General features: G+C 71.8%; 26 protein-coding genes. 10 read left to right on the top strand and 16 right to left on the bottom strand.

What is annotated here, in order from left to right:
- Nucleotides 1-106: 106 nt before the first annotated feature.
- The gene (locus CLT71_RS28830) at nt 107-1021 is read left to right on the top strand and encodes a hypothetical protein (protein ID WP_101369869.1); all 915 of its coding nucleotides are present in this window, start codon (nt 107-109) and stop codon (nt 1019-1021) included.
- Nucleotides 1022-1144: 123 nt separating this feature from the next.
- Entirely contained in the window at nt 1145-1744 is a 600-nt protein-coding gene (locus CLT71_RS28825; RefSeq protein WP_101369868.1) for a dihydrofolate reductase family protein, read from the top strand.
- A 46-nt stretch (nt 1745-1790) separates the two neighbouring features.
- Here CLT71_RS28825 and CLT71_RS28820 read toward each other — a convergent pair whose 3' ends face one another.
- On the bottom strand, nt 1791-2786 hold the full coding sequence (locus CLT71_RS28820) for a stage II sporulation protein M (protein ID WP_101369867.1): 996 nt from the start codon (nt 2784-2786) through the stop codon (nt 1791-1793).
- A gap of 42 nt (nt 2787-2828) precedes the next feature.
- Between CLT71_RS28820 and CLT71_RS28815 the strand changes: the two genes are divergently transcribed.
- From CLT71_RS28815 to CLT71_RS28805, 4 genes are all read left to right on the top strand, one after another.
- The gene (locus CLT71_RS28815; protein ID WP_486483506.1) at nt 2829-3875 is read left to right on the top strand and encodes an RDD family protein; all 1047 of its coding nucleotides are present in this window, start codon (nt 2829-2831) and stop codon (nt 3873-3875) included.
- Complete coding sequence (locus tag CLT71_RS37580) at nt 3872-4015, top strand: hypothetical protein (protein ID WP_199187752.1); 144 nt, start codon at nt 3872-3874, stop codon at nt 4013-4015. The genes CLT71_RS28815 and CLT71_RS37580 overlap by 4 nt, the downstream gene beginning before the upstream one ends.
- A 106-nt stretch (nt 4016-4121) precedes the next feature.
- Nucleotides 4122-4325, top strand: a complete 204-nt coding sequence (locus tag CLT71_RS28810; protein ID WP_101369866.1) for an Arc family DNA-binding protein — start codon at nt 4122-4124, stop codon at nt 4323-4325.
- Entirely contained in the window at nt 4322-4699 is a 378-nt protein-coding gene (locus CLT71_RS28805; RefSeq protein ID WP_101369865.1) for a Fic family protein, read from the top strand. Before CLT71_RS28810 ends, CLT71_RS28805 begins: the two co-directional genes overlap by 4 nt.
- A gap of 89 nt (nt 4700-4788) precedes the next feature.
- Here the strand turns inward: CLT71_RS28805 and ahcY are convergent, their stop codons facing one another.
- Complete coding sequence (ahcY, locus tag CLT71_RS28800) at nt 4789-6288, bottom strand: adenosylhomocysteinase (RefSeq protein WP_101369864.1); 1500 nt, start codon at nt 6286-6288, stop codon at nt 4789-4791.
- Between the two features lie 365 nt (nt 6289-6653).
- Nucleotides 6654-6899: a GntR family transcriptional regulator gene (locus tag CLT71_RS28795; RefSeq protein WP_101369863.1), complete on the bottom strand. Its 246-nt coding sequence runs from the start codon at nt 6897-6899 to the stop codon at nt 6654-6656.
- A gap of 220 nt (nt 6900-7119) precedes the next feature.
- On the opposite strand from CLT71_RS28795, the gene CLT71_RS28790 reads away from it, so the two are divergent.
- On the top strand, nt 7120-7437 hold the full coding sequence (locus CLT71_RS28790) for a hypothetical protein (protein ID WP_101369862.1): 318 nt from the start codon (nt 7120-7122) through the stop codon (nt 7435-7437).
- Nucleotides 7438-7504: 67 nt separating this feature from the next.
- On the opposite strand, the gene manA is transcribed toward CLT71_RS28790, so the two are convergent.
- The 10 genes from manA to CLT71_RS28740 all read right to left on the bottom strand — a co-directional run bounded on the left by manA (nt 7505) and on the right by CLT71_RS28740 (nt 17984).
- Complete coding sequence (gene manA, locus CLT71_RS28785) at nt 7505-8680, bottom strand: mannose-6-phosphate isomerase, class I (RefSeq protein ID WP_101369861.1); 1176 nt, start codon at nt 8678-8680, stop codon at nt 7505-7507.
- A 3-nt stretch (nt 8681-8683) separates the two neighbouring features.
- Complete coding sequence (locus CLT71_RS28780; RefSeq protein ID WP_101369860.1) at nt 8684-9652, bottom strand: cation diffusion facilitator family transporter; 969 nt, start codon at nt 9650-9652, stop codon at nt 8684-8686.
- Nucleotides 9653-9719: 67 nt separating this feature from the next.
- Nucleotides 9720-10913, bottom strand: a complete 1194-nt coding sequence (locus CLT71_RS28775; RefSeq protein WP_101369859.1) for an SIS domain-containing protein — start codon at nt 10911-10913, stop codon at nt 9720-9722.
- Nucleotides 10910-11128 carry a Trm112 family protein gene (locus CLT71_RS28770; RefSeq protein WP_101369858.1) on the bottom strand — a complete coding sequence of 73 codons (219 nt, stop codon included), beginning with the start codon at nt 11126-11128 and terminating at the stop codon, nt 10910-10912. The genes CLT71_RS28775 and CLT71_RS28770 overlap by 4 nt, the downstream gene beginning before the upstream one ends.
- 68 nt (nt 11129-11196) lie before the next feature.
- On the bottom strand, nt 11197-12582 hold the full coding sequence (locus tag CLT71_RS28765) for a phosphomannomutase/phosphoglucomutase (RefSeq protein ID WP_101369857.1): 1386 nt from the start codon (nt 12580-12582) through the stop codon (nt 11197-11199).
- A 164-nt stretch (nt 12583-12746) separates the two neighbouring features.
- Complete coding sequence (locus CLT71_RS28760; RefSeq protein ID WP_143743647.1) at nt 12747-14069, bottom strand: hypothetical protein; 1323 nt, start codon at nt 14067-14069, stop codon at nt 12747-12749.
- A 115-nt stretch (nt 14070-14184) separates the two neighbouring features.
- A complete protein-coding gene (gene nfi, locus CLT71_RS28755; RefSeq protein ID WP_199187967.1) occupies nt 14185-14847 on the bottom strand; it encodes a deoxyribonuclease V in 663 nt (220 codons plus the stop codon).
- 74 nt (nt 14848-14921) lie between these two features.
- A complete protein-coding gene (locus CLT71_RS28750) occupies nt 14922-16382 on the bottom strand; it encodes an aldehyde dehydrogenase family protein (protein WP_101369855.1) in 1461 nt (486 codons plus the stop codon).
- Nucleotides 16383-16418: 36 nt separating this feature from the next.
- Nucleotides 16419-17261 carry a MerR family transcriptional regulator gene (locus CLT71_RS28745; RefSeq protein ID WP_101371879.1) on the bottom strand — a complete coding sequence of 281 codons (843 nt, stop codon included), beginning with the start codon at nt 17259-17261 and terminating at the stop codon, nt 16419-16421.
- Between the two features lie 189 nt (nt 17262-17450).
- A complete protein-coding gene (locus CLT71_RS28740) occupies nt 17451-17984 on the bottom strand; it encodes a DinB family protein (protein WP_101369854.1) in 534 nt (177 codons plus the stop codon).
- A gap of 496 nt (nt 17985-18480) precedes the next feature.
- On the opposite strand from CLT71_RS28740, the gene argS reads away from it, so the two are divergent.
- Nucleotides 18481-20247, top strand: coding sequence for an arginine--tRNA ligase (gene argS, locus CLT71_RS28735; RefSeq protein ID WP_101369853.1), 1767 nt, complete (start codon nt 18481-18483; stop codon nt 20245-20247).
- Between the two features lie 59 nt (nt 20248-20306).
- Here the strand turns inward: argS and CLT71_RS28730 are convergent, their stop codons facing one another.
- Together CLT71_RS28730 and CLT71_RS28725 are read right to left on the bottom strand one after the other, a co-directional pair.
- Nucleotides 20307-21677, bottom strand: coding sequence for a WD40 repeat domain-containing protein (locus tag CLT71_RS28730; protein WP_101369852.1), 1371 nt, complete (start codon nt 21675-21677; stop codon nt 20307-20309).
- Nucleotides 21670-22251 carry a SigE family RNA polymerase sigma factor gene (locus CLT71_RS28725; protein WP_486483505.1) on the bottom strand — a complete coding sequence of 194 codons (582 nt, stop codon included), beginning with the start codon at nt 22249-22251 and terminating at the stop codon, nt 21670-21672. The genes CLT71_RS28730 and CLT71_RS28725 overlap by 8 nt, the downstream gene beginning before the upstream one ends.
- A gap of 175 nt (nt 22252-22426) precedes the next feature.
- On the opposite strand from CLT71_RS28725, the gene CLT71_RS28720 reads away from it, so the two are divergent.
- Nucleotides 22427-23131, top strand: a complete 705-nt coding sequence (locus tag CLT71_RS28720) for a GAP family protein (protein WP_101369851.1) — start codon at nt 22427-22429, stop codon at nt 23129-23131.
- 11 nt (nt 23132-23142) lie between these two features.
- Here CLT71_RS28720 and CLT71_RS28715 read toward each other — a convergent pair whose 3' ends face one another.
- Complete coding sequence (locus CLT71_RS28715) at nt 23143-24267, bottom strand: FAD-dependent monooxygenase (protein ID WP_101369850.1); 1125 nt, start codon at nt 24265-24267, stop codon at nt 23143-23145.
- 30 nt (nt 24268-24297) lie between these two features.
- On the opposite strand from CLT71_RS28715, the gene CLT71_RS28710 reads away from it, so the two are divergent.
- Nucleotides 24298-25023, top strand: a complete 726-nt coding sequence (locus CLT71_RS28710) for a TetR/AcrR family transcriptional regulator (RefSeq protein WP_486483504.1) — start codon at nt 24298-24300, stop codon at nt 25021-25023.
- Nucleotides 25024-25158: the final 135 nt, after the last annotated feature.

The raw sequence follows: 25158 nt of genomic DNA, 5'->3' as shown, positions 1-25158 counted from the left end.
GTCGCCGATGATGGCCAGATTGATCGCCGAGCGAGAGTTCGTTGTTCCGCAGGGGTTCCCTTCGAGCTGCGACGGCCCGGGTCGTCGGCCCGACGGCGGATGGCAGATGAGGACACCGGATTCGCGACTGCTGGTCCTCGATCCGGAACTGCGCACCGTACGGCAGACGTTCGAACTACCCGGGGAGGGCGGGTGCGCGGTGCGCCCCGACCTGAGCTACGCCGCGGTGGCCGGCACGGATCGGATCACCCTGGTCGACCGGAGCGGCGTCGTGCGGTGGGAGGTCCCGCATCCGGCCTGGACCCCGCGACTCGGGGCGACCGGCTCGGAGGGTTCGTGCATATTCAGCCACGACGGTGACCGGATCTGGGCGGTGGTACCCGGCGACACCGGCGATGACGACGAGATGTGGGTGCTCGACGCGGAGACCGGCCGGGTGCTGGATCGCGCGTCGCTGGGTTGCGTCACCACCGGTTCGCACATGGTGCTGCACCCTGATCGTCGGCACGTGGGCGTGGAGCTGGGCGCACCCCACGATGGCTGGATCGGCTGGGCGCACCTGGTCAATGGTCGCGCCGTCGTGACGGTTCGGGATGCGCGGTACGAGATTCTGGCCGACATCCACCCGACCGGCGATCGTTATCTGACCATGCCGATCGAGGAGGACGTCGTCATGGTGCGCCGCTTCGATGACGGGCTCGTCAGTGCCGCACGCGGCGGAGCCGAGACCTTCGGCGGCGACGCCACGTTCGACACCCACGGTGGCTACCTCGACGTGGACCGGATCGTCGCGACGGCATTCGAGGGGCCGACGGTTCTGCTGACGGCCGACACCCTGGAGCTGGTTGACGTCGTCGACTACCCCGAGGGCGCGGTGACGGAGAGCCCGCTGCCCAGCGGCCGGGGCACCTGGACGACCTTCCAACGGGCATCGGGCCGGGTACAGCTGTGGCGGCTTCAGCCTGCAACTGTGGCGGCTTCAGCCGCTGCCCCAGCTGACCGGCCGGCGACCCGACCGTGAGCGGCGCAGCGGAAACCCGCTGGTCGGAGACAATCTCGATGTCGGATACTTGATGATCAAGCGCGCCACCGTCGCCGCCGGGCGGGGTGGGACGCGACCGACTCGACCCAACCTGGACGGATCTTGCGCAAGCTCGTGTACCTCGTCGCGACCACCATCGACGGCTTCGTCGCCGGCCCGGACGGTGCCGATCCCACCGGCCCGAACGGCTTCTGGCAGATCCCGAAGGACTACCTCGACCACCTCGTCTCGGAATACCCGGAGACACTGCCGCACGCGGCCCGTACCGCGCTCTCCGTGACGGCCGAGGGCACCCGGTTCGACACCGTCCTGGAGGGGCGGCACAGCTACGAGATCGGCCTGCGGGTCGGCGTCACCGACGCCTTCCCGCACCTGCGGCACCTGGTGTTCTCAAGGACCCTGAAGGAGAGCCCGGACCCGGCCGTCGAGGTGGTGAGCGGTGACCCGGTCGCGCGGGTACGGGAGCTGAAGCGCGAGGAGGGTAAGGACATCTGGCTCGTCGGCGGCGGCGAGCTGGCCGGGGCGCTCTACCCGGAGATCGACCAGCTGATCGTCAAACTGGCCCCGCTGACCATCGGTACCGGAATTCCGCTGTTCGGCCGCAAGGCCGAGTTCGACCCGCGCGGCTGGCAGCTCACCGACCACGTCGTGCTGGGCAGCGGATCTGCCTACCTCACCTACACCCGCACGCCCGCCCGGTAGCGATCACGGCTCGTCCGGAGCAGGTTCGCCGGAGAAGATCCGCGGATCACCCGACCGACTCGGTGGCAGCCTGCTCGGTGGCAGCCTGCTCGGTGGCAGCCTGCTCGGCGGCGGCGCGGCGGCCGAAGTGGACGACGTAGCCGAGGAAGCCGAGCCAGGCGACTATGCCGATCCCGACCCGGATCCCGGTGGGCACCGCCGCCGGGGTGACGAAGGCCTCGATCAGCCCGGCGACCGCGAAGAGCCCCACCAGGCCGACCGCGACCAGCACGCCGGAGCGGCCGGCCCGGGCCACCGCCTGGCCCCGGGTCAGGTCGCGCGGCGGCGCGATCCAGGCCCAGCCGATCCGCAGCCCGACACCGGCCGCCACGAAGATCCCGGTCAGCTCCAGCAGGCCGTGCGGCGTGATCATGCTGAAGAAGACGTCGGTACGGTCGTAGGCGGCCAGTACCCCGCCGGTCACCCCGATGTTGACGGCGTTGTGCCACAGCAGGTAGAAGACCGGCACGATCAGGATGCCGGAGGCGAGGCAGCGGGCGGCGATCCAGGCGTTGTGGGTCCACAACTGGAAGGCGAAGCTCGGTGCCGAGTATTCGCTGTAGTAGCCGACGAACCGGGCCTCGAACGCCTCGGCTGCCGCCTCCTCGCCGATCAGTGCGGCGGCGTTCTCCGGGTGCTCGCCGATCCAGTACATCAGGAAGCCCGCGACCAGGACGAACCCGGCGCCGACCGCGGCCCACCACGGCCAGGCCCGGTAGACCGCCAGCGGGAAGCCGGCAACGAAGAACCTGCGGACCGCCGTCCAGGAGAAGCCGGACCGGCCGGCGAGCCGGCCCCGGGCCGCCAGCACCAGTTGGGAGAGCTGGGCGACGAGTACCGGATCGGGCGACCGGCTGCGTACCACAGACAGGTGCGTGGCCACCCGCTGGTAGAGCGCGACCAGCTCGTCCGCCTCGTCCGCGTCGAGCCGCCGCCGCTTCGTCAGCTCCGCCAGCCGCCGCCATTCCCGGTCGTGCTCGGCCGTGTACGCGTCGAGATCCAACTCAGCTCCCCAGGGTTCGGCACCATAGTGTTCACTGTGCTGGTGACAGCGCAAGCACCGAGGTCCACCCTCGCCCGGCCAGCCATCCCTGCCGGGTACGGTGCGGATGCCGGACTGGTCAGCGGCGAGGCGGTCGAGCTGGACGTCCGGGTCGCCCGGCTCGGCTCCCGGGTGCTGGCGCTGCTGATCGACATCCTGACCCAGATCGCCCTGGCGGTGATCCTGCTGGTGAGTGCGGGAATCCTGCTCAGGTCGCTCGTCGGCCCGGGCGCCTTGGACGGGGCGACCCTCAGCGGCCTACAGACCGTCGGGTTGGTACTGGTCCTGGTCGGCTACCCGGTGATCTGCGAGACCCTCAACTCCGGCCGTACGGTCGGCAAGCTCGCCGTCGGGCTCCGGGTGGTACGCGCCGACGGTGGCCGGGTCGGCTTCCGGCAGGCGCTGACCCGCAGCCTGGTCGGCGTCGCGGTGGAGTGGCCGGGTCTGGTGATGCCGCTGCTGACCTGGGCGGTGGGGGTGACCGTGATGCTCACCGATCCACGGGGGCGGCGACTCGGTGACCTGGCCGCCGGCACGCTGGTGATCCACGAACGGAGTCCCGCCGCCACCGGCTACCTCCCGACCATGGTTCCGCCACTGGCCGGTTGGGCGGCCACCCTGGACCTGACCCGGCTGGACAACAACCTGGCGCTGGCCGTACGCCAACTGCTCAGTCGCACCACGACGTTGACCAGGGACTCGCGGCGTGCGCTGACCCGGTCACTCTGGGCGGAGGTGGCGGCCGTGACCTCGCCACCGCCACCGCCGGGCCTGCCCGAGTGGGCGTACCTGGCCGCCGTACTGGCCGAGCGGCACGTGCGGGCCCGGCAACGGCTGGCGCGTACCCGATCGGTGACCTCCAGCCTCTGGCCGGAACTCGCCGCGCCGGCCACCGATCCTGCGGGCTCGCCCGCTGTCCGACCGGCGGCTCCGGCGATGTCGACGACTTCCGCACTGCCGGCGGCTCCCCCGGCGCCGGAGCTGTCGTACCCCGGGGTGGTCCGTCCGATGGTGGCCGGGTCCGCACCGCCGAACGGGTCGGCCCGGTGAAGGCGTTCCTGCCCTGGCTGCTGGTCCTGGCGGTGGTGATCGCGCTGAACGCGCTCCGGCTGCGGCCGCTCGCCACGGCGGTCGCGGTCGCCTGGCTCGGCTACTGCCTCTGGACCTGGTTCCGGCCGCGACGGCGCTGAACGACCGGAGGCGGACCCGCACCAGGAGTTGCGCGACTGCCCGCTGAAGCTCGCGAAGACCTCGGGTACCGATGTTTCCCGTGGTTATGAGCAGTATGATTTCCATATGGTCACCACGGTCAATTTGCCTGACGGATTGCATGAGCGGCTCAAGCAGCTTGCCGAGCAGGAGCACCGGTCGATGAACGCCACCATCGTCGTGGCGGTCGAGGAGTACATCTCCGCTCGCAGTCACCGTGCCCGTGTGCGGGATCTTGCGCGGGAGGTTGCCGAGCGCGACGCCGAACTGCTGCGACGGTTGGCGGAGTGATCAACTATCTTGAGGTCGACGACCTCGTGGAGATCGCCTCGATAGTCTTGGGCGAGACGCCGCAGGTCCGCGATCTCGGCCTGCTTTCGTCGGCGGTGGTTCGCCCGGCCACCGTGGCGTTCGGCCAGGAGGCTTACGCCGATCTCTGGAGCAAGGCCGCCGCGCTGCTTCACTCGATCTGCATGAACCACGCGCTGATCGATGGAAACAAGCGTCTCGCCTGGGCGGCGGTGCGCGTTTTCCTGGCCCTGAACGAGGTGCCGATCCAGGATGTCGATGTTGATCAGGCGGAGGCTCTTGTGATGTCAGTGGCCAGCGGCACCCTGACCGAGGTCTCCGACATCGCCCGTGAACTCCGCAAGCTCTACCTCTGATCCGTCGCACCAATTCTGTAGCGGATGCCGGAGCCTGACGGGCGAGCCCGGGGCGGCAGGGCTGCCGTCCCGGGCTCGCCGGTCGATGCTCAGTAGCGGTAGTGCTCGGGCTTGTACGGCCCCTCGACCGGTACGCCGAGGTAGCTGGCCTGCTCCTTGGTCAGCTCGGTCAGCTTGGCGCCGAGCGCGTCCAGGTGCAGCCGGGCGACCTTCTCGTCCAGGTGCTTCGGCAGCGTGTAGACGCCGACCGGGTACTCCTCGGTCTTGGTGAAGAGCTCGATCTGCGCGATCGTCTGGTTGGCGAACGAGTTCGACATCACGAAGCTCGGGTGCCCGGTGGCGTTGCCCAGGTTGAGCAGCCGCCCCTCGGAGAGCACGATGATCGAGTGGCCGTCGTCGAACTGCCAGACGTCCACCTGCGGCTTGATGTTGATCCGCTGCACGTCGGAGCGCTTCGCCAGCCCGGCCATGTCGATCTCGTTGTCGAAGTGGCCGATGTTGCCGACGATCGCCTGGTGCTTCATCCGGGCCATGTGGTCGTTGCGGATCACGTCGAAGCAGCCGGTCGCGGTGATGAAGATGTCGGCGGTCTCCACCACGTCGTCCAGGGTGGAGACCTGGTAGCCGTCCATCGCGGCCTGGAGCGCGCAGATCGGGTCGACCTCGGTGACGATGACCCGGGCACCCTGGCCGCGCAGCGACTCGGCGCAGCCCTTGCCGACGTCGCCGTAGCCGAGCACGACAGCGGTCTTGCCGCCGATCAGCACGTCGGTGGCCCGGTTGATGCCGTCGATCAGCGAGTGGCGGCAGCCGTACTTGTTGTCGAACTTGCTCTTCGTCACCGAGTCGTTGACGTTGATGGCCGGGAAGAGCAGCGTGCCGTTCTGCTGCATCTCGTAGAGCCGGTGCACGCCGGTGGTGGTCTCCTCGGTCACGCCCTTGATGCTGGCGGCGACCCGGGTCCAGCGCTGGTTGTCCGCGGCGAGCGAGCGGTGCAGCACGCCGAGGATGACCGCGTACTCCTCGGAGTCGGCGCTCTCCACCGGGGGTACCACGCCGGCCTTCTCGAACTGGGCACCCCGGTGCACCAGCAGGGTGGCGTCGCCACCGTCGTCGAGGATCATGTTCGGCCCCTGGCCATCCGGCCAGAGCAGCACCTGCTCGGTGCACCACCAGTACTCTTCGAGCGTCTCGCCCTTCCAGGCGTAGACCGGAACGCCGGACGGGGCGTCGGGCGTGCCGTCCGGTCCGACCACGATGGCGGCGGCCGCGTGGTCCTGGGTGGAGAAGATGTTGCACGAGGCCCAGCGGACCTGGGCGCCGAGCGCCACGAGGGTCTCGATGAGCACCGCGGTCTGGATCGTCATGTGCAGCGAACCGGTGATCCGGGCACCGCGCAGCGGCTGCTCGGCGGCGTATTCGCGACGGATCGACATCAGGCCGGGCATCTCGTGCTCGGCGAGTCGGATCTCCTTGCGCCCGAACTCGGCGAGGGAGAGGTCCGCCACCTTGTAGTCGCCCTCGGCAACGGTGCCGGGCCGGGGCGCGGCGGACGAACCACCCGTGGGTGCCGGGAGAGTGCTGGTCATGAAGGCTCCTGTCGTACGGGTCTGCGGCGCGACCCTCCACGTTACGCCCCGGGCGTACCGCGACGGACTCCGGCCGGGTCGCAATCCGGACAGTACGGATCGAGGGCTGTCCGAGCCAACGGAGGTCCGGGGGCGGCGCCGGAACAGCGCGCGGGGCGGTCGGTCCCGAACGGATTTCCGCCCAGTCTCCGGCCGCCCCGCGCATCCCCCCGGTTTGGTTCCCCGCGCGTGTCTCGGACCTGCGTCGCGATAACGCTGCGTACTCACAGACTCACACTGCGCAAGAACAGTGTCAAGCTGATCCGCAAATTTCCGTTTCGCGGCGGCTCACCTTTGCTCACCGACGGCCGCCGGCTGCCCCACCGTCACCGTCGCCGAACGAACATCCCGCGCTGCGGAACGACGTAGATCAGTCCCTGCTCCACCAGCAGAGCAACGGCCCTACGGACGGTCGTCCGGGCGATTCCATACGTGCCGACAAGCTGGTTCTCCGACGGGATCGCCCGGTCAGGTTGCCAGTCACCACGCTCGATCCGGGCAGCCAAGATCCCCGCGAGCTGCCGGTACGGCGGCACCGGCCCCTCGTGGTCTATCAAGTCGTCGGGCTCCATCTAAACGACGCTAAGCATGATACGTCGACCGAGAGCAACCTCCTACAAGGCTGTACATAGCGCTATGTAGCGCTATAAGGTGTCCGCATGGCCTCCTGCCTGGTAGCACATGTCGGCGTCGGGTGGGGGTGCCGCGCAAGTGAGGGCTGCTGCCGGCACTTCCCCCAAGGTCTCCGGCGCCCGGCAGCAGCCCTCACCCCGACCGCCGAGGAGGTCCGCTTTGCACCCCCAGCCGTTCAACCGCGCTCAACACTTCGACCGCACCCAGCCGTTCGACCGGGTCCGGCAGTCGCCGGAGGAGACCGAACGCCAGCTCCACCGGCTCAAGCAGGAACTGGCCTCCTGCCAGCAGGTCATCTGCGAGATGCAGAGCCGGCTGACCGACGCCCGCTCCCGACTGGCCTTGATAGGGAAGATCGCCCGCGACGACGCCCGCTGCCGGCGTACCCCGACCGTCTCGTGGGCCGCTGTCCGGGCAGCCCTCTACTGCCGACCGGACATGCTCGACCGAATCAGCCCCGACCTGCCCCGCCGATGACCGGCCCGGGACCGCACCCCAACCGGGCCAGGCCAGCCGGTCCGACCACTCGGGCCGATCCGACGGCTCAGGATGGCCCGACCGAGGCGACGTAGAGTTCGCCGTCGCCGCTGACGGTCACCGTCCCGCCGTCGGCCCGGCCGATCGCCGCCGCACCGGGACCGAGCCGCGCCGAACCGGCGCCGTCCGCCACGGTGACCTCGCCGGCCAGGCAGAGCGCGATCCGGGGACCCCGCAGCTCCAGCCGGGCCGATCCGACCCGGTCATCGAGGCGTACCCCGTGCAGGGCGAAGTCGTCCACCGGCACCGGCCAGGTGACCACCCCGGGGCTCACCGGCACCGGGCTGACCACCGGATCGGCCAGCACCTCGAAGCGGAGCACCCGGAGCAGCTCCCGCACGTCGACGTGCTTCGGGGTCAGCCCGCCCCGCAGCACGTTGTCGCTGGCCGCCAGGATCTCCACCCCGGCGCCGTAGAGATAGGCGTGCAGGTTGCCGGCCGGCATCCAGATCGCCTCGCCGGGGGTCAGGGTGACGTGGTTGAGCAGCAGCGCCACCAGTACGCCCGGATCCGCCGGATAGCGTCCGGCCAGCTCCCGGGCCAGCTCGGCCGAGGCGGCGAACTGCTCGCCGACCTCCGCGGCTACCACCGCCGCGACCAGTTCGGCGCGCTCCGCCGACGGCCAGGTGAGCAGGGTACGCACCGCCTCCGCCAGCCCGTCGGTGCCGGCCCGCAGCGCGGCGACCACCGGTGCCAACGCGGGTACGCCGGACGCGTCGAGCAGGTCCGCCGAGACCAACGGGTCGCGGAACCCGCACAGGGCCCGGAACGGCGAGACCGCGACCAGCATCTCCGGCTTGTGGTACGGGTCGACGTAGTTGCGGTGGGTCAACTCCGGATCGGTGGTCTCCGCCGCGTACCCGGCCCGGGCCTGCTCGGCGTCCGGATGCGCCTGCAACGAGAGCGGCGCCTCCGGGGCCAGCACCTTGAGCAGGAACGGCAGCCGCTGCCCGAACCGGTCGACGACGTCGGCACCGAGCCAGCGCCCCGGATCTTCGGCGAACGCGTCGACCAGGCTCAGCGGCACCCCGCCCCGGTCCAGCACGCTCGGGTCACCGGGATGGGCGCCCAGCCACAGCTCCGCCTCCGGGCCGTCGCTCGGCACGGGCCGGCCCTGCAACTGCGCGAGGACGGTCCGCGACCCCCACGCGTAGTCGCGGATCCGGCCGTGCAGCGGCTCCACCGCTCAGACCCCCTTGAGTTCCGGCACCCCGTCCGCGGGCTGCTCGACCTTGCGGTAGATGTCCGGCTCCAGATAGATCACCCGGGCGATCGGCACGGAGTTGCGGATCCGCGCCTCCACCGAGTTGATCCCCTCGGCCAGCTCCGCCGCCGTCTCGTACGGCCGCACCGCGACCTTCGCCGCGACCAGCAGCTCCTCCGGCCCCAGGTGCAGGGTCTTCATGTGGATGATCCGCTCCACCTCGGACCCCGAGGTGATCGCCTCCTCGATCCGCCGGACGTCCTCCGGGGTGGCCGCCTCGCCGAGCAGCAGGCTCTTGGTCTCGAACGCCAGGATCACCGCGATGGCCACCAGCAGGATGCCGATCGCTGCCGTGCCGGCGGCGTCCCAGTAGCCGTTGTCGGTGATCAGGGTCATCGAGACACCGATCAGGGCGAAGACCAGACCGAGCAGCGCGCCCAGATCCTCCAGTAGCACCACAGGCAACTCCGGCGCCTTGGCCCGGCGGACGAACTGCTTCCAGGACGCCTTGCCCCGGATCGCGTTCGACTCGACGATCGCGGTCCGGAACGAGAACGACTCCAGGATGATCGCGACCACCAGTACGACGACCGGCAGCCACTGCCAGCTCTCGATCCCGCCCGGGTGCACCCGCTGCTCGTGCCACTTGTGGTACGCCTCGTAGAGCGCGAACAGGCCGCCGACACTGAACAGCACGATGGAGACGATGAACGCGTAGATGTAGCGCTCGCGGCCGTACCCGAAGGGGTGTTGCGGGGTCGCCCGGCGACGCGCCCGGCGCCCGCCGAGCAGCAGCAGCGCCTGGTTGCCGGAGTCGGCCACCGAGTGGATCGACTCGGCGAGCATCGACGACGAGCCGCTCAGCGCGAACGCGACGAACTTGGTGACCGCGATGCCCATGTTGGCCAGCAGGGCCGCGACGATCGCCTTCGTACCGCCACTCGCGCTCACGACCGCTCCTCCGCCGCGTCGGCCGGCGCCTGGGCCACGGCGGCCCCGGCCCGGGTGATCTGCTCGGTCACTGGTTGGAAAGCTCCTTCATCTCGGTGATCGCGGGCACGGCCATCGGGTCGAGTCCGTGCGCCAGCGCAAGATAGATCGAGGCGAAGTCGGGTACCGCGGTCAGCGAGGCGAGCCGCTCCAGCGCCGACCCGCCCTCGGCGGTCACCACGTCGCAGCGCACGCCACGCCGCTCGGCGAGGGTCTGCACGGCCTCGGCCCGGCGCTCCTCCACCACCAGCGGCTCGTCGGCGTCGTCCTCGGCGTTCAGTCCGCCGTCGCGGAGCAGCACCAGCCGCAGCCGGGTGCCGGTCGCCTCGTCCCCGGGGTCGGCGAAGATGTCCCGGCTGGATTCGACGAGGCCGCCGAAGACGCCGTCGAGCAGGCCGACCCGGCCCCGCCCCGCCTCGCCGAGCGCACCTGCCACCACCGGGTAGCGGGCGTTCGCCGAGAGGGTGTCGCCGAACCGCCGGGCCGCCACTGTGGCCAGCGGCGACGAGCCCCAGACGATCGGCACCGAGCCGGCCAGGCCCAGCGCCAGCGACTTGGCCGGGTTGACGAAGGACTCGGCGGACGGGCGGCACCTGTCGGCCTCCGCGTCCAGCCGGGCCGCCGTCTCGGCCAGGTCCGCCTCGTTCACCTTGACCAGGCCGAGCGCGCGGGCGGCGAGCAGCACCGGCACCGTCAGCGCCCAGAGGCTGGCCCGGGCCGGCGCCCGGCGGGGAACCGGGACGAACGGCGCGCGTACCCCCTCGGCCACCGACTGGAGCTGCGAGTCCGGCGCACCGACCGCGACCAGCCTGGCCCCGCGCCGGGCGGCGGCCTCGGCCGCGCCGAGCGCCTCAGGGCTGCGCCCGGAGGCACTGACCGCGATGACCACGTCCGCCGCGCCCACCCAGCCGGGCACCCCGGCGCTGCGGTGCTGGATCACCGGTACCGGGCAGCGCGGGCCGGCGACGGTGGCCAGCACCTCTCCGGTACGCGCGGCGGTGCCGATGCCGGCGATCACGACCGCCCGGGGGCGCCCCTCGTCGGCCAGCACCCCTAGGTTGGCCTCGGCGGCGAGCGCGGCTGACTCCCGCACCTGTGCCCCGGCCGACGCGGTGTGCCGGAGCATCCCGCCCGGGTCGTTCTCGCTCATCGCGGCGACGTCGTCGAGCAACCCCTCGTCGGGGACCGGGCGGCCGCGCAGACCGGCCGTACCGTCCATCACCGCTGGTCCGCGCTGCCGCCGGGGGTCGCGTCGGAACCGGCCACCGGGCCGCCGCGCGCCTCGTCGAGCAGCAGCACCGGCACGTCGTCGCGTACCTCGAAGATGCGTGCGCACTCGGTGCAGGTCAGGGTCTGCGCCGTCGGGTCGTAGTCCAGCGGTGCGTGATGGGTGTCCGGGCAGGCCAGGATCTCCAGCAACTGCGGGTCGAGGGCCACCGTGCGGCTCCTTCCACTCCTCGTGCGTCGGGTCGGCTACGGCGGGTCTCCGACCAGCGCGATGGATCTTATCGGCGAACCAGTCCGAGCACCTCGTCGCGGAGCGCCACCATCCGGTCCGGGGTGGGCGCCTCGACGTTGAGCCGGAGCAGCGGCTCCGTGTTGGACGGGCGCAGGTTGACCCAGGCCCCGTCCGGGAAGCGCAGGGTCAAGCCGTCCAGATCGTCGGTCTCGGCGTCCGGATAGGCGGCCCGGACCTCGGCGAGCTTGGCCCGCTGGTCCGGAACGGTCGAGTTGATCTCACCGGAGGCGGCGTACCGCTCGTACGCCCGGCCGAGTTCCGACAGCGGGCCGTCCTGCTCGCCGAGCGCCGCCAGCAGGTGCATCGCGGCGAGCATCCCGGTGTCGGCGAACCAGAAGTCCCGGAAGTAGTAGTGCGCCGAGTGCTCGCCGCCGAAGGCCGCGTTGGTGCGGGCCATCTCGGCCTTGATGAAGGAGTGGCCGACCCGGCTGCGCACCGGCTCGCCGCCGTGCTCCCGGACGATCTCCGGTACCGCGCTCGACGTGATCAGGTTGTGGATGATCGCCGCGCCGGGGTGCTTGGCCAGCTCGCGTACGGCCACCAGGGCGGTGATCGCCGACGGCGAGACCGGCTCGCCCCGCTCGTCCACCACGAAGCAGCGGTCGGCGTCGCCGTCGAAGGCGAGCCCGAGGTCGGCGCGGTGCTCGCGTACGGCCGCCTGGAGGTCGACCAGGTTCGCCGGGTCCAGCGGGTTCGCCTCGTGGTTGGGGAACGAGCCGTCCAGCTCGAAGTAGAGCGGCACGATCTCCAGCGGCAGCGCCGGCAGGACGGCGTCGCCGAGTACGGCCGGCGCGGTGTGCCCGCCCATGCCGTTGCCCGCGTCGATCACCACCTTGAGCGGGCGGATCCCGGTCAGGTCGACCAGGGTGCGCAGGTGTGCCGCGTACGCGGGCAGCAGGTCGCGATGCTCCAGCGGCGGCAGCGGCTCGTCCGCCTGCCGCGTCTCGCCCTTGTCCAGCAGCGCCTGTGCCCGGTCGCGCAGCTCGGCCAGCCCGGTGTCCTGGCCGATCGGCCGGGCCCCGCCGCGACACATCTTGATGCCGTTGTAGGCGGCCGGGTTGTGGCTGGCGGTGAACATCGCGCCGGGCAGGTCGAGGCTGCCGGAGGCGTAGTAGAGCAGGTCGGTGCTGCCGAGGCCGAGGTGGAGCACGCCGAGCCCCTCGGAGCGGACCCCGTTGCTGAAGGCGGCGGCCAGACCGGGCGAGGACTCCCGCATGTCGTGGGCGACGGCTACGGTCTCGGCCGGCTCCCCGGAGGTACGGAGCAGCTGCGCGAAGGCCGCGCCCAACGCCTCGGCGGCCCGCTCGTCCCACTGCTCGGGAACGGTACCCCGGACGTCGTACGCCTTGACGATAGCGGACAAATCAGACAAGATCTCGCCCCTCAGCCGGAGACTCGGTCAACGGCCTGAGCGTATCGGAGCCGGACGCCACGCCCCGCCCCAAGGCGATCCGCCGAGGGGCGAACAGCCGCCGTCCGCGCTGTTCGGCGGACAGGCCGACCCCGACACGCCCGATTGGCAGCGGCATCGGCTGACTACTGCTGGGGTCGCCGGGCCGGCGGCAGGATCAGGGTCGCGTCGGGCCCGCCGGCCGAGGGCTGCTCCGGCGGTACGGTCTCCTCCGGTCGGGCCGGTGTCCCCGCGTGGGGCAGCGCACTTTCCGGCCTCGGCGGCGCATTGTCCGGCCTGGGCGGCACGTCGCCGGGGGTCACCGAACCGGGCCGGGCCGGCGGCACCACGGGCGGCGGGACGGCCCCCGGCCGCCGGGGCGGCGTCGACCCGGCCGGACGCGGCAGGACCGTACCCGAGGTGGGCAGGATCAGGGTCTGGTCACCGACCGCCGGTGGTACGGCCAACGGCGTGCTCCGGCCCGCCGGGTCCGGACCTGCCTGCGGAACGGCCGGCGGTACGGCCAACGGCGTGATCCGGGCTGTCGGGTCCGCGTCGACCGGCGGTACGCCCATCGGCGCGCCCCGGGGCGTCCGGCTCGGGCCGGCCTGCGGATTCGGGCCGGCCGGCGCGATCCGGGTGGTCCGCTCCGCGCCGAGTACGACGATCCGGGCGGTCTTCTCCGCGTCGTCCCCCGCCGCCAGGGCCGCCCGGCCACGCTCCGCCCGGCCACGCCGGATCAGCAGCACCAGCAGGGCTATCCCGATCCCGACCATCACGATGCCGACCACCATCACCATGCCGCCCAGCCCGAGCGACCCGCCGGACTCGTCGGCGGCGGCAGGCGGCGCCGGCAGGGCAGCCGCCACGGCCTCGGTCGTCGGCGCGGCCGGCTCCTCGGTGGCCTCCGGGGTCGCCGACGGGATCACCAGTTCGGGAGTACGCTCCGACGCCTCCGGAGCGGCTCCGGTCCGGCCGGTCACCCGGGCCGAGTCGGTGTCCCGGCCGAGCAGCCGGCCACCCGCCCCGTACGCCTCGGCGAGCAGGGTCACCCGGCCGCCGGGCGCACCCTCGGCCAGACTCACCCGGTAGCGGCTGGAGACGTTCTTCCGGGCGCAGAGTTCGGGCTTCTGCGGCGTGGTGCGCTCCCCGACGATCAGCCCGTTCCCGCCGTCCGAGACCGGCACCCGGCGCCAGTCACCATCGGCGGCGACCCGGATCTCGACCCGGTCGGCGGTCAACCCCGGCAGGTGCACCCCGAGCACGGTGCGGACGTTTACGCAGCCGCCCTCGCGCATCGAGACGTTCACCGTCACCGAGCCCGGCGAGCCACCCGCACTTATCGAGTTGGGCGCGCGGACGCGTACCGACTCGCCCTCGGCCACCGCCGGGGCGGCGACGAGTGACACCGTCGTACCGACCAGCAGTCCGACGGTCCCCAGCCAGGTCGCGCCACGCCGTACCGACATGATCACCTCGCTCGTCGCAGTGCGGAATCCGGGCACAGGCTACCGGTGCAGTGGTAACCGCCATCTCTCATGCCCGGCCGGCGCCGCGCCGAATCCTCCGGGTCACGCCTGCCGGTCACACCCCGGCGAATCTGCGCAGTTCGGCCCGACAGAGCCGGTCCGCCTGGCGGGTGGTCTCCGGCAGGCGGTAGGACGGGGTGAGCCGGAGCACCTGGGCGCAGGCGTTGTCCAGGTCCATCCGGTGCCCGACCGAGACGAAGACCGGCTTCACGTCGTCCCGGGTCCGCAGCACCCGGCCGACCAGCTCCGCGCCGTCGACCAGCGGCGCCCAGGATCCACGCCGCCGATCCGGCCCGGCCCACGTCCCCAGCAGCGGCGTCTTGCCGACGCCGATCGCCGGGCGATCGGTGAGCACGCCGAGGTGACAGGCGAGCCCGAACCGACGCGGGTGGGCGAGCCCGTGCCCGTCGCAGATCAGCAACTCCGGCTCGACCGTCAGCCGGGCGAGCGCGGTCAGCAGGGCGGGCAGCTCCCGAAAGGCGAAGAGCCCGGGTACGTAGTCGAAGGCGGCCCGCCCGGTGGCCACCGCCGTGTCCAGTACCTCCAGGGTGGCCGGGTCCAGCACGGTCACCGCGGCGGCGAGCCGGTCGCCGTCCTCGGCGTACGCCACGTCGAGCCCGGCGACGGTGCGGGGTGCGGCCGGCCCCGGCCCGGTCAGGTCGACAAGTGGACGCAGCCGGTCCTGCACCGCCTCCGCCTCGGCGACCGTGCCCGGGATCTCGATCGTCGCGGAGACGGTGGAGAACTCCGGCGGCCGATCCGCCGCCCGGTCGTCGCCGCCCTGCAGATGGTTCACCACTCGATCCCGCTCAGCACCATCACCCGGGACTCGGTGTAGTCCTCCATCGCGCTGCGGACCCCCTCCCGGCCGACGCCGCTGCCCTTCACTCCGCCGTACGGCATCTGGTCGGCCCGGTACGACGGCACGTCTCCGACGATCACCCCACCGACCCGCAACGTCCGGTAGGCGGTGAACGCGGTCTGCAGACTGTGCGTGAAGACCCCGGCCTGCAACCCGTACGCCGAGTCGTTGACGGCGGCGAACGCGGCCGCGTCGTCCGGCACCGGCGCCACCACCAGAACCGGGCCGAAGACCTCCTCGGTGCTGATCCGGCACTCCGGGCGTACCCCGGTCAACACCGTCGGGGTGTAGTGCGGGCCGTCCCGACGGCCGCCCAGCTCGACGGTGGCCCCGGCCGCCACCGCCTCGTCGACCCAGCTTTCGACGCGCCGGGCGGCGGTCTCGTCGATAAGCGGCCCGACCTCGGTCGCCTCGTCGGCCGGATCCCCGGTACGCAGTGCGGCGACCGCCGCGACCAGCCGGGGCAGGAAGCCGTCCAGCAGCCATTCGTGCACGAAGACCCGCTGCACCGCGATGCAGCTCTGCCCCGCCTGGTAGTTGCCGAAGGTGGCGATCCGGTGCGCCGCGTGGTCGAAGTCGTCGGCGCTGGCCCAGTCCGCGCAGACCACCGCGGCGGCGTTGCCGCCCAGCTCCAGCGTGACGTGCTTCTCCGGCACCGACCGCCGGATCGCCGCGCCGACCGGCCCGGAGCCGGTGAACGACACCACCGGCAGCCGGGGATCCCGGACCAGGTCACCGGCCCGGTCGTTCGGCAGCGGCAGCACCGAGACCATTCCGGCCGGCAGGCCGCTGCCCGGACCGTCCGGCTCGGTAACCTCGGCCAGCAGTTCACCGAGGAGCAGCGCGGTCAGCGGGGTCGCCGGGGCCGGCTTGACCACGATCGGCGCTCCGACCGCGAGCGCGGGGGCAACCTTGTGCGCGACCAGGTTCAGCGGAAAATTGAACGGCGTGATGCCGAGCACCGGTCCCCGGGGGAGCCGGCGGACCAGGGCGATCCGACCCTCCCCGGCCGGCTCGGTGTCCAACCGCTGCATCTCGCCGGACCAGCGCCGGGACTCCTCGGCACCCCACCGGAAGGTGGCGACCGCGCGGGCCACCTCGACCCGCGCCCACCTGACCGGCTTGCCGCTCTCGGCCGTGATCAGCCGAGCGACCTCCTCGGCCCGCTCGGCGAGCCGGCGCGACACGTGCGCCAGGGCGTCGGCCCGGACGTGCGCCGGCAGTGCGGCGGCCCGGTCCGCCACCGCGGCGGCGGCGGCCACCGCCGCCTCGACCTGCTCCGGGTCGGCGAAACTGGTCCGGCCGACCTCGCGGCCGTCAGGATGCCGGACCACGAGCGGATCGCCGCCCCGGGCCGGCCGGCCGGCGAGGAGGAACGGCACGGATTCCACGCCCGGCAGCCTATCCCTCCGGTACCGGCCGACAGGTCACCGCTCGCCACCCACCGACGAGTCCGTGGCGGTAGACGGGTCCGTGGCGGTAGGCGGGTCCGTGGCGGTAGGCGGGTCCGTGGCGGTAGGCGGGTCCACGGTGGCTGCGACGCCGTGCCTGTCGCTGGGAACGGTATTCAGGTAGTCGTGCAGCCGGCTCGATCCTTCGAGCATCGCGGTGGCCCGCTCGGTCAACTCCAGCCCACGCCGTGCCACGGCAGCCCGCAGCGCCGCCGTACTCCCGGTGCGGCGCAGACCGTCGAGGATCGGCCGGATCTGCGGCAGCAGGTAGCGGCTCCGCCGGAGCATGCTGATCATCTGGGCGTCCCGGATCTCGGCCGGGCCGAACCGGCGGTACCCGGTGCCCCGTTCCCGCTCCGGGATCAGCAGCCCGGCAGCCTCCCAGACCCGCAGTGCCGAGGTACGCACGCCGAGCCGGGCCGCCAACTCGCCGATCCGCAGCGTCGACCGGGGTACGTTCGCCGACTCGGTTTCCCGTTCGGCGACCGCCTCCAGTGCGGCGGCGGTCTCGGCGAGCGCTCGCCGCTCCTCGTGCAGCCCGGCGTGACTGGCGTCGACAAGCGCGAGCGCCGACGGCAGGTCACCGGCGTGCACCGCGTGCATGATCGACCGGGCGACGTCCCAGCCGTACCCATTGGCCAGCGCCCGGTACGTCAACAGTGCCCGGCGGTGCCGGTCGTCGAACTGGCGGTACCCCGAGGCGCTGCGGGGCGCCGGTGGCAGCACCCCGGCGTCGAGGTAGTTGCGGATCTGCTGGGTCGAGATGCCGGCCAGCCGGGCGAGGTCGACCGGTCGCAGCCTCCGCTCCGCCCCGCTCACCACGCCGTTCCCCCGCCCGTCCGCTGGTACGCTCCCCCGGCTGGCCGATGACCTGCCGAGTTGAGGGTTGCCGGACGCATCGGGCAAGGATAGGCCCTCCGGCTGTGGTAACCCTCAAGGCCATTCTTCGGCCGCGCTGGAGGGTCGGTTGACCGTCGTCGCGGTGGAGGTGGTTCTCGCCATCGCCGGCTACTCGCCGACCGTCCCGTCGAGCAGTTCCCGGGCGATGTCGAGGTGGCCGAGATGCCGGGCGTACTCCTGGAACAGGTGGAAGAGGATCCGGCCGAGTGTCGGCGCCTCCTCCGGGGTGCGGAAGCGCCCGCCGAGCCGGGCCGGCGCGGTCAGCTCGGCGGAGGCGGCGATGGCCCGGGACCGGCGTACCTCGTCGTGATAGGCAGCCAACACGTCCTCGACGGACTCGTCGGCCGGTACCCGCCACTCTGCCTCGTCGTCCGCCGACAGGTACGCCACGACGTCCTCGGCGGCGAAACCCCAGCGCATCCAGCGCCGTTCCACCCAGCCGAGATGCCTGACCAGCCCGAGCGGTGACCAGCCGAGCGGCTCGACCGGGGCGCGCAACTGCGGCTCGGTGAGCCCGTCGATCTTGCGCAGCAGTGCCACCCGATACCAGTCCAGATATCCGAGCAGCAGTTCGTGCGGGTCGGAGACGTCGACCGGCGGGTCGTCCAGAGTCGCCGGCACGCGTTCGGGGAGAGCGGACATGCCTGCGAGGTTAATCCGGGTACCGCTGCCCCGGGTCGGCCGCCAGCGGCTCCGACTTCCGTTCCAGTTCGCGACGGACCTCGTAATCGGTGCGTCCGGCCAGCCTGCGTTGCGGGGAGACGAACTCCCAGTCCAACAGACCCTGCTGGTGCCCCCTGCATCGCGGTTCGTGGCATCGATAACCGTAAGATGCAATGTCCTCTGTGGTCGGACTTGGATATCCGGTGCATTGGTACGGACCGGCCGGGTAGCCTGCCCCCGTGGCCAGTCCTGGCGCTGCGGCGTACCCCGACCTCGCCGGTCGGGTGGTGCCCTCGTCCGGCTCCCCGGGCCTGGACCGACGGCGCCCGATGGCTCGTTCCCGAGCCAGCCGAGGCCGCCCGCGCTGACCAACCCTGATCACGACCGGCGGACTGATCCGCCGGTACTCGCGTACGTCGATCAGTCCGCTCCCCCGTCGGTCCGGCAACGGACCGGAGCGAGAGAGGCGTACCGGATGAATCTCGAAGATCTGCTCAGCGATCGGCTGGCACATTCGTTCGCGGCCGTGGCCGGCGGCGATGCGGTGGACCCGGTGATCCGGCGGTCCCGGCACGCCGACTTCCAGGCCGAGGCGGCGCTGTCCCTGGCTCGCCGGCTTGGCCGGGCACCCCGGGTGATCGCCGCCGAGGTGGTCGAGCGGGCGGCGCTGGCCGACCTCTGCTCCTCGGTGGCGGTCTCCGGCCCCGGATTCGTCAACCTGACGGTGGCGGACGACCTGCTCGGCACACTGCTGTCGAGGATGGCCGCCGATCCCCGGCTCGGGGTGCCAACCGTGACCGCCCCCGAGACGGTGGTGGTGGACTACTCGGCACCGAACGTGGCCAAGGAGATGCACGTCGGCCACCTCCGGTCGACCGTCATCGGTGACGCCACCGCCCGGCTGCTGGAGTGGCTCGGGCACCGGGTCGTCCGGGCCAACCACCTGGGCGACTGGGGTACCCCGTTCGGGATGCTGATCGAGCACCTGGTCGACCTCGGCAGCTCCACCGCCGACCCATTCTCGGTAGGTGCCCGGGAGTCCTTGTCGATCGGTGATCTCGACTCGTTGTCGATTGGCGACCTGGACTCGTTCTACAAGGGTGCACGGGCCAAGTTCGACGCCGACGAGGCGTTCCGGCGGCGGGCCCGTGAGCGGGTGGTCGCGCTCCAGGGCGGGGACGAGTTCACGTTGGGGTTGTGGCAACGGCTGGTCACCGAGTCGGAACAGTACTTCCTGGCCGTCTACGACCGGCTCGACGTGCTGTTGACCCGGGCGGACTTCGTCGGGGAGAGCCACTACAACGACATGCTCGGCCCGGTCACCGACGAACTGGGCCGGCTCGGCCTGCTCACCGAAAGCGGTGACGCGAGCTGTGCGTTCCCGCCAGGCTTTCCCGGTCGGGACGGCGAGCCGGTGCCGCTTATCGTGCGCAAGCGGGACGGCGGGTACGGCTACGCCGCCACCGACCTCGCCGCGCTGCGGTACCGGATCGAGCAGCTCGGCGCCACCCGGCTGCTCTATGTCGTCGGCCTGCCGCAACGGCAGCACTTCGAGATGGTGTGGGCGGTTGCCCGGCAGGCGGGCTGGCTGCGTCCGCCGGCTCGGGCCGAACACATCGGCTTCGGTCTGGTCCTCGGCCCGGACGGCCGGAAGCTGGCCAGCCGGGCCGGCGACTCGGTGAAGCTCGTCGAACTCCTCGACGAGGCGGTGGACCGGGCGGCGACACTGGTCCGGCGGAAGAGCCCTGATCTGGATCGGGCTGCGGTGGCCGAGCTGGGTCGGGCGATCGGCATCGGGGCGGTCAAGTACGCGGACCTCGCCAGCGACCGGACCCGGGACTACGTCTTCGACTGGGACCGGATGCTCGCACTGCACGGCAACACCGCCCCATACCTCCAGTACGCGCACGCGCGGATCCGGTCCATCTTCCGGCGGGCGGGTTGCGGGGTGCCGCAGGGCGTGCCGATCTCGGTCGCCGAGCCGGCCGAACGGGCACTCGCGCTCGAACTGCTCGCGTTCGGCACGATCGTCGAGACCGTCGGCGCGACCCTGGAATTCCACCGCCTCGCCGGCCACCTCTACGCGGTCGCGGTCGCGTTCAGCGGCTTCTTCGAGCAGTGTCCGGTGCTCCGCGCCGAACCGTCGGTCCGGGATAGCCGGCTCGTCCTCTGCGACCTCACCGCCCGGGTACTACGGCTGGGCCTGCACCTGCTCGGCATCGCGGCACCGGACCGGATGTGAGCGCCGGACGACGGGAACCCGCCGCCGGGCAGCCGTGCCGGGGTCAGCAGCGGTGGCGGTCAACCCGCGGTGGGAGCGGCTGGTGGCCCGGTCGCTCTGCCTCGGCGGCTGCCTCGGGTGCGGACGAACCGGCTGCCCCACCGGACGACCACGGCGAGCACCGCCGCGCCGAACAGGCCCGCCACCAGCAGTGCCCACCACTGGGCGGCGAACGGGGACGGTTCCGGGGACGGCCCGCCGAAGCGCCCTGCCTCGATCAACTGCCGGGGCACCTCGATTCCGGTGACCTTGTCGGCCGCGTCGACAAGCAGTTCGAGTTCGCTGTTCCGGGTCACCGCGACCAGCACCGTGTGCCTGGACGCCACCTCGGCGGCCGGGGTGTACGACAGCACCGGATCGACACCGGCCCGCCAGCCGAGCACCTCGATCGGCCGGCCCGGCAGGGCGACCGGGGCACCGGCACTCGCTCCGGTCCTGGCGTCGAGGAACTCGATCCGCCATCGCCGGGCCGCGAAACCCTCCTCGTCGCAGATGGTGGTGCAGCCGTCGAAGGCGAGCAGCGCCAACCGCCCACCGTCCGGGCTCCAGGCACCCGGACCGCCCAACTGGCGGTGGCCGAGATCCACGCTCCACCGCTGCCGTCCGGTCTCGACATCGAGCACCGCGAGTTGCTGGGAGCCGTCGACCGGGTGTTCGCTGGTCACCGCCACCGAGGCGCCGTCCGGGGCGTACACCGCTGCGGCGTAGGTCAGCTCGCCACCGGTGACGAGGTCGCGGGACTTCCCGGTCGTGGCGTCGACGATCACGAGATCATCGGGCCGCTCCGGATCGTTCGACGGCTGCCCGTCCGGGCCGTAGGTGATGACCGAGTCGTCGTTGTCCCGGCCGCACACGATCCACCGGCCGTCCGGCGACCATGCCAGCGGAGCGAGGCCGGAGCCGAGCCGCCGTTCGTCGCCGGTGCTCAGATCGAGCAGTCGAGGGCCGGAACGCAGGTAGTACCGACCGTCCGGGGAGAGCAGCCCCCGGCCTTCACCGACGTCGAGGTACACCAACCGGTAGGCGCCGTCACGCCCCACCACCACCCCGGTGTCCTCAAGGTAGCGGGTGGCGTCGGTGAAGAACATGATCGTGGCCGGCCCCGGTGCCCACTGCCCGGCGGTTGCCTGCCACAGCCACGGCAGCTCCACCCGGGCGGGGACGGCATGCCCTGCCGATGCGGTCTCGGCAGGCACCGTGTCTGATGCGGATTCGGCGAGCATCGACGGCGACAGCATCGCCCCGGCCAGCAGCACGACGGCCGCACCGGCAACGGCGGCGAGCCGGACCCGCCGCCGGCGCCGCCCACGGCGCCACAGGTCGTCCGGCAGTCGCACCGGTGCCATCTCCTCGGCGTACGTCGTCAGCACGCCGCGTACCCGCTCATCCATTCGCGCCGCTCCTCTCGCCCGCCCGCGCCCGAAGGGGTGGCCCGGCGCCGGGCGCCGACCCGGTCGGGTGGATGCCGTGCAGGTCGAGCAGTTCCGGAGCGACCGCGCGCAGCCGCGCCAGCCCGTCCCGCACCTGGCTCTTGACGGTGCCCACCGAACAGCCGAGCACCTCGGCGGTCTGCGCCTCGGTCAGGTCCTCGAAATAGCGCAGCACCAGCGCGGCCCGCTGCCGTGGCCCGAGCCGGGACAGCGCCCGACGGATCACGATGGAGGTGTCGAGTTGGGCGGTACCGTCCGGCAGCGCCCGATCCGGAGGGTCGGCGTACGGGACCGCGAACGGGCGGCGGCGTCGCCACCAGGAGACGTGCTGGTGGTAGAGCACCCGCCGGACGTACGCCTCCGGGTCGCCGGACGCCGCCACCCGCTCCCAGTGCCCGGCCACCTTCAGCAGCGCCGACTGGACCAGGTCCTCCGCGAGATGCCGGTCGCCGGTGAGCAGGTACGCCACCCGGGACAGCGCCGGAAGCCGCGCTGCGACGTACGCGCGGAAGGACTCCTCACCGTTCACCGCCACCTCCTCCTTGCATACACGCGTCGAGACGACCGTACGGAGGGGTGTGACGGTCCGTCGAAGGATGTAGCCCGGTTTCGTCCCGGACGGTGAGGCAGGTCGGAGGGGGTACGCCGACCATTGAACGCATGGCCGGCTACGTCGAGATCACCCCGCCCACGCCCCGAGGGCGTACCCCGTGAGCACGGGTCTGCTGCTGTCGCTGGCCGGGCTCGCCCTGCTGGACAGCACCAGTATCGGCACGTTGTTCATCCCGATCTGGCTGCTCCTGACACCGGAGCGGATCGGTGTCGGGCGGATTCTCGGCTACCTCGGCACCATCGCCGGGTTCTACTTCGGCGTCGGCGTACTGCTGGTCTACACCGGTGAGCGACTCGTCGCGGCGCTGGACGGCGCCGCCGACAGCACACCGCTGCTCTATGCCCAGCTTGCCCTCGGGGTGGGACTGTTCGCACTGAGCTTCCGCTTCGACGGCAAGCGGGGCCGGGGGCGGGGTTCGGTCACGAGGTGGCGGGACCGGGTGAACGCCGGGGACTCCTCGTTCGGCTGGCTGATCGGACTGGCCCTGCTCGCCGCGCTCGTCGAGGTGGCCACCATGCTGCCGTACCTGGGAGCGGTCGGTCTGATCACCACCTCGAACCTCGACCTGCCGACGGTGCTGTCGCTGCTCGCCGGCTACTGCCTGGTGATGGTGCTGCCCGCCGTGCTGCTGCTGGTGCTCCGGATGGCAGTGCCCGGCGGGGCCGAGCGGCAGCTCCACCGGCTGAACACCTGGCTGGTGACGAAGCTCGGCAGTGCGACCGGCTGGGTGATCGGCATCGTCGGCTTTCTCCTCGCCCGGGATGCCGTCACTCGACTCGGGTTCGACTTCTTCGGCGGCTGACGTCGCGGTTGTCAATCCGCGGGTACCGGCTCGCCGGGCCGCGGCGCGAAGAAGCGGACGATGTCGTCGGCCGCGGTGGCGGACAGCATCATCGCCTGGACTCGCGCGGACATTTCGGCGATCGGGTGGATTCTGCTGAACATCGCCTCCTCGTACTCCCGAATCGCCGAGTCGGGGTCGGCGCGGTTGGTGGCGAGTGCGGCGGCGAGTTCGGCCCCGTCGAGCATGGCTTGGTTGGCGCCCTCGCCGACCGGCGGCATGAGGTGCGCGGCGTCGCCGAGGAGGGTGATGCCCGGCTGGTGGAGCCAGCGGGTACCGGTGGGCATCGCCTCGATCCTGCGTGGGGTCGGCGGGCCGTCGCCGGCTTCGATCAGTGCGGTGAGGCGGGGGTTCCAGCCGTCGAACATGTCCAGCAGAAGACGCTTGCTGCGGTAGGTGTCCAGGTGGCGATCGTCCGCGGGCACCGAGATTCCGACTTTGATGCTGCCGTCGCCGAGGCGTTGTGCTGCGAGGATCTGGCGCACGCCGATGCACCAGAGGTTTCCGGGGCCGACCAGCTCGGCGAGATCCGGGTGCCGTCGGTCGGCGTCGCTGATGCTCAGCTCCACAAGGGTGGCCACGGGGGACAGCGTCACGTCGGTCAGCACCGACCGGACGACCGAGCGTGCGCCGTCCGCGCCGACGAGGATGTCGCAGTCGGCGCTGTGGCCGCCATCGAACGTCAGCCCGAAGCCTCCGTCCGGCCGTGGCGTCGCCGCGACGAGCCGGTGCCGCCAGACCACCGTGTCGGCGGGTAGCGAATCGAGCAGCAGGTCACGCAACACACTGCGGTCGATCTCGGGGCGTCCAGAGAACGAGCCGGATGGCGGCCTGTGGTGCACGAGGGTGCGCCCGGCCGGGTCGAGGATGCGATGTTCCTCGCCCTCTGGCCGCGCCTCGGACCGGAACCGGCCGGCGAGGCCCGCAGCGGCCAGTGCCTGTTGCCCGGACTCCGGGTGCAGGTCGAGCGATCCGCCCTGCGGTCGTGCGGATCGGCTCGACTCGCGTTCGTACACCACCGCGTCGATGCCGTGCCGGTGCAGGATCCGGGCCAGCGTCAGCCCGCCGAGGCCGCCGCCGGCAATCGCAACTCGCATCATCATCTCCATTACCGTACGCTGTACCTTATGGATACGCCGTACGGTAGCCCATCACCGCCCGTCTGGGAACGGCCCGAGCCACGGCCACGGGCGGCGCCGGTGCCGCTGAGCCGCGCGAAGATCGCCGCCACGGCGATCCGGATCGCCGACGCCGACGGCCTCGACGGGCTATCGGTACGCAAGATCGCCAAAGAGCTCGGTGTCGGTCCGATGCGGCTCTACGACTACGTGGTCAACAGATCCGAACTGCTCGATCTGATGGTGGACGCCGTGTACGCCCAGATCGCCGGGGCCGGCCAGCACTCCGAGTGGCGCGCCACGGTACTGGCCATCGCTCACCGGACCCGCGATGCCGCTCTTGAGCATGAGTGGTTCGCCGACCTGCTCGGCGCAAGGCCACACCTGGGACCACACGCGCTCGCCGTGGGCGAATCGACCGCAGCGGCACTCAGCCAGGCCCCTGGGGTACGCGATATCGACGACCTACAACGTGCCCTGGGAGCCCTCAACGCGTTCCTCGTCGGAGCACTCCGCAGCGAGATCACCGAACGCCGCGCCGCCCGCGCGACCGGCACCGACGTGTCCGCGTGGCAGGCCGCCCTCGGGCCCTACCTGACCCGCATGCTCGAAACAGGCCGCTTTCCCACCGTCGCCCGGATCGTCGTCGACGGCACTCACCTCAACGCCCAGGAGACCTTCCACCACAACCTGATCACCATCCTGGACGGCATCACCAGCCAGCCCCACCCGTGATGCCGAGGCCATCTTCCGTTGCGGCGCTGCCGTCAACGTCCGCCCGCGCGGCAGCCCCCGGGGCCGTCTTCGGACCGGCCCCGGGGGATTCGCTGTGGCTCGATCGCAGCCGCAGCGAATCCCCCGGCGCTTCCG

The organism is Plantactinospora sp. CNZ320 (genome assembly GCF_002846275.1).
This window is presented reverse-complemented; position numbering and strand designations above follow the sequence as displayed.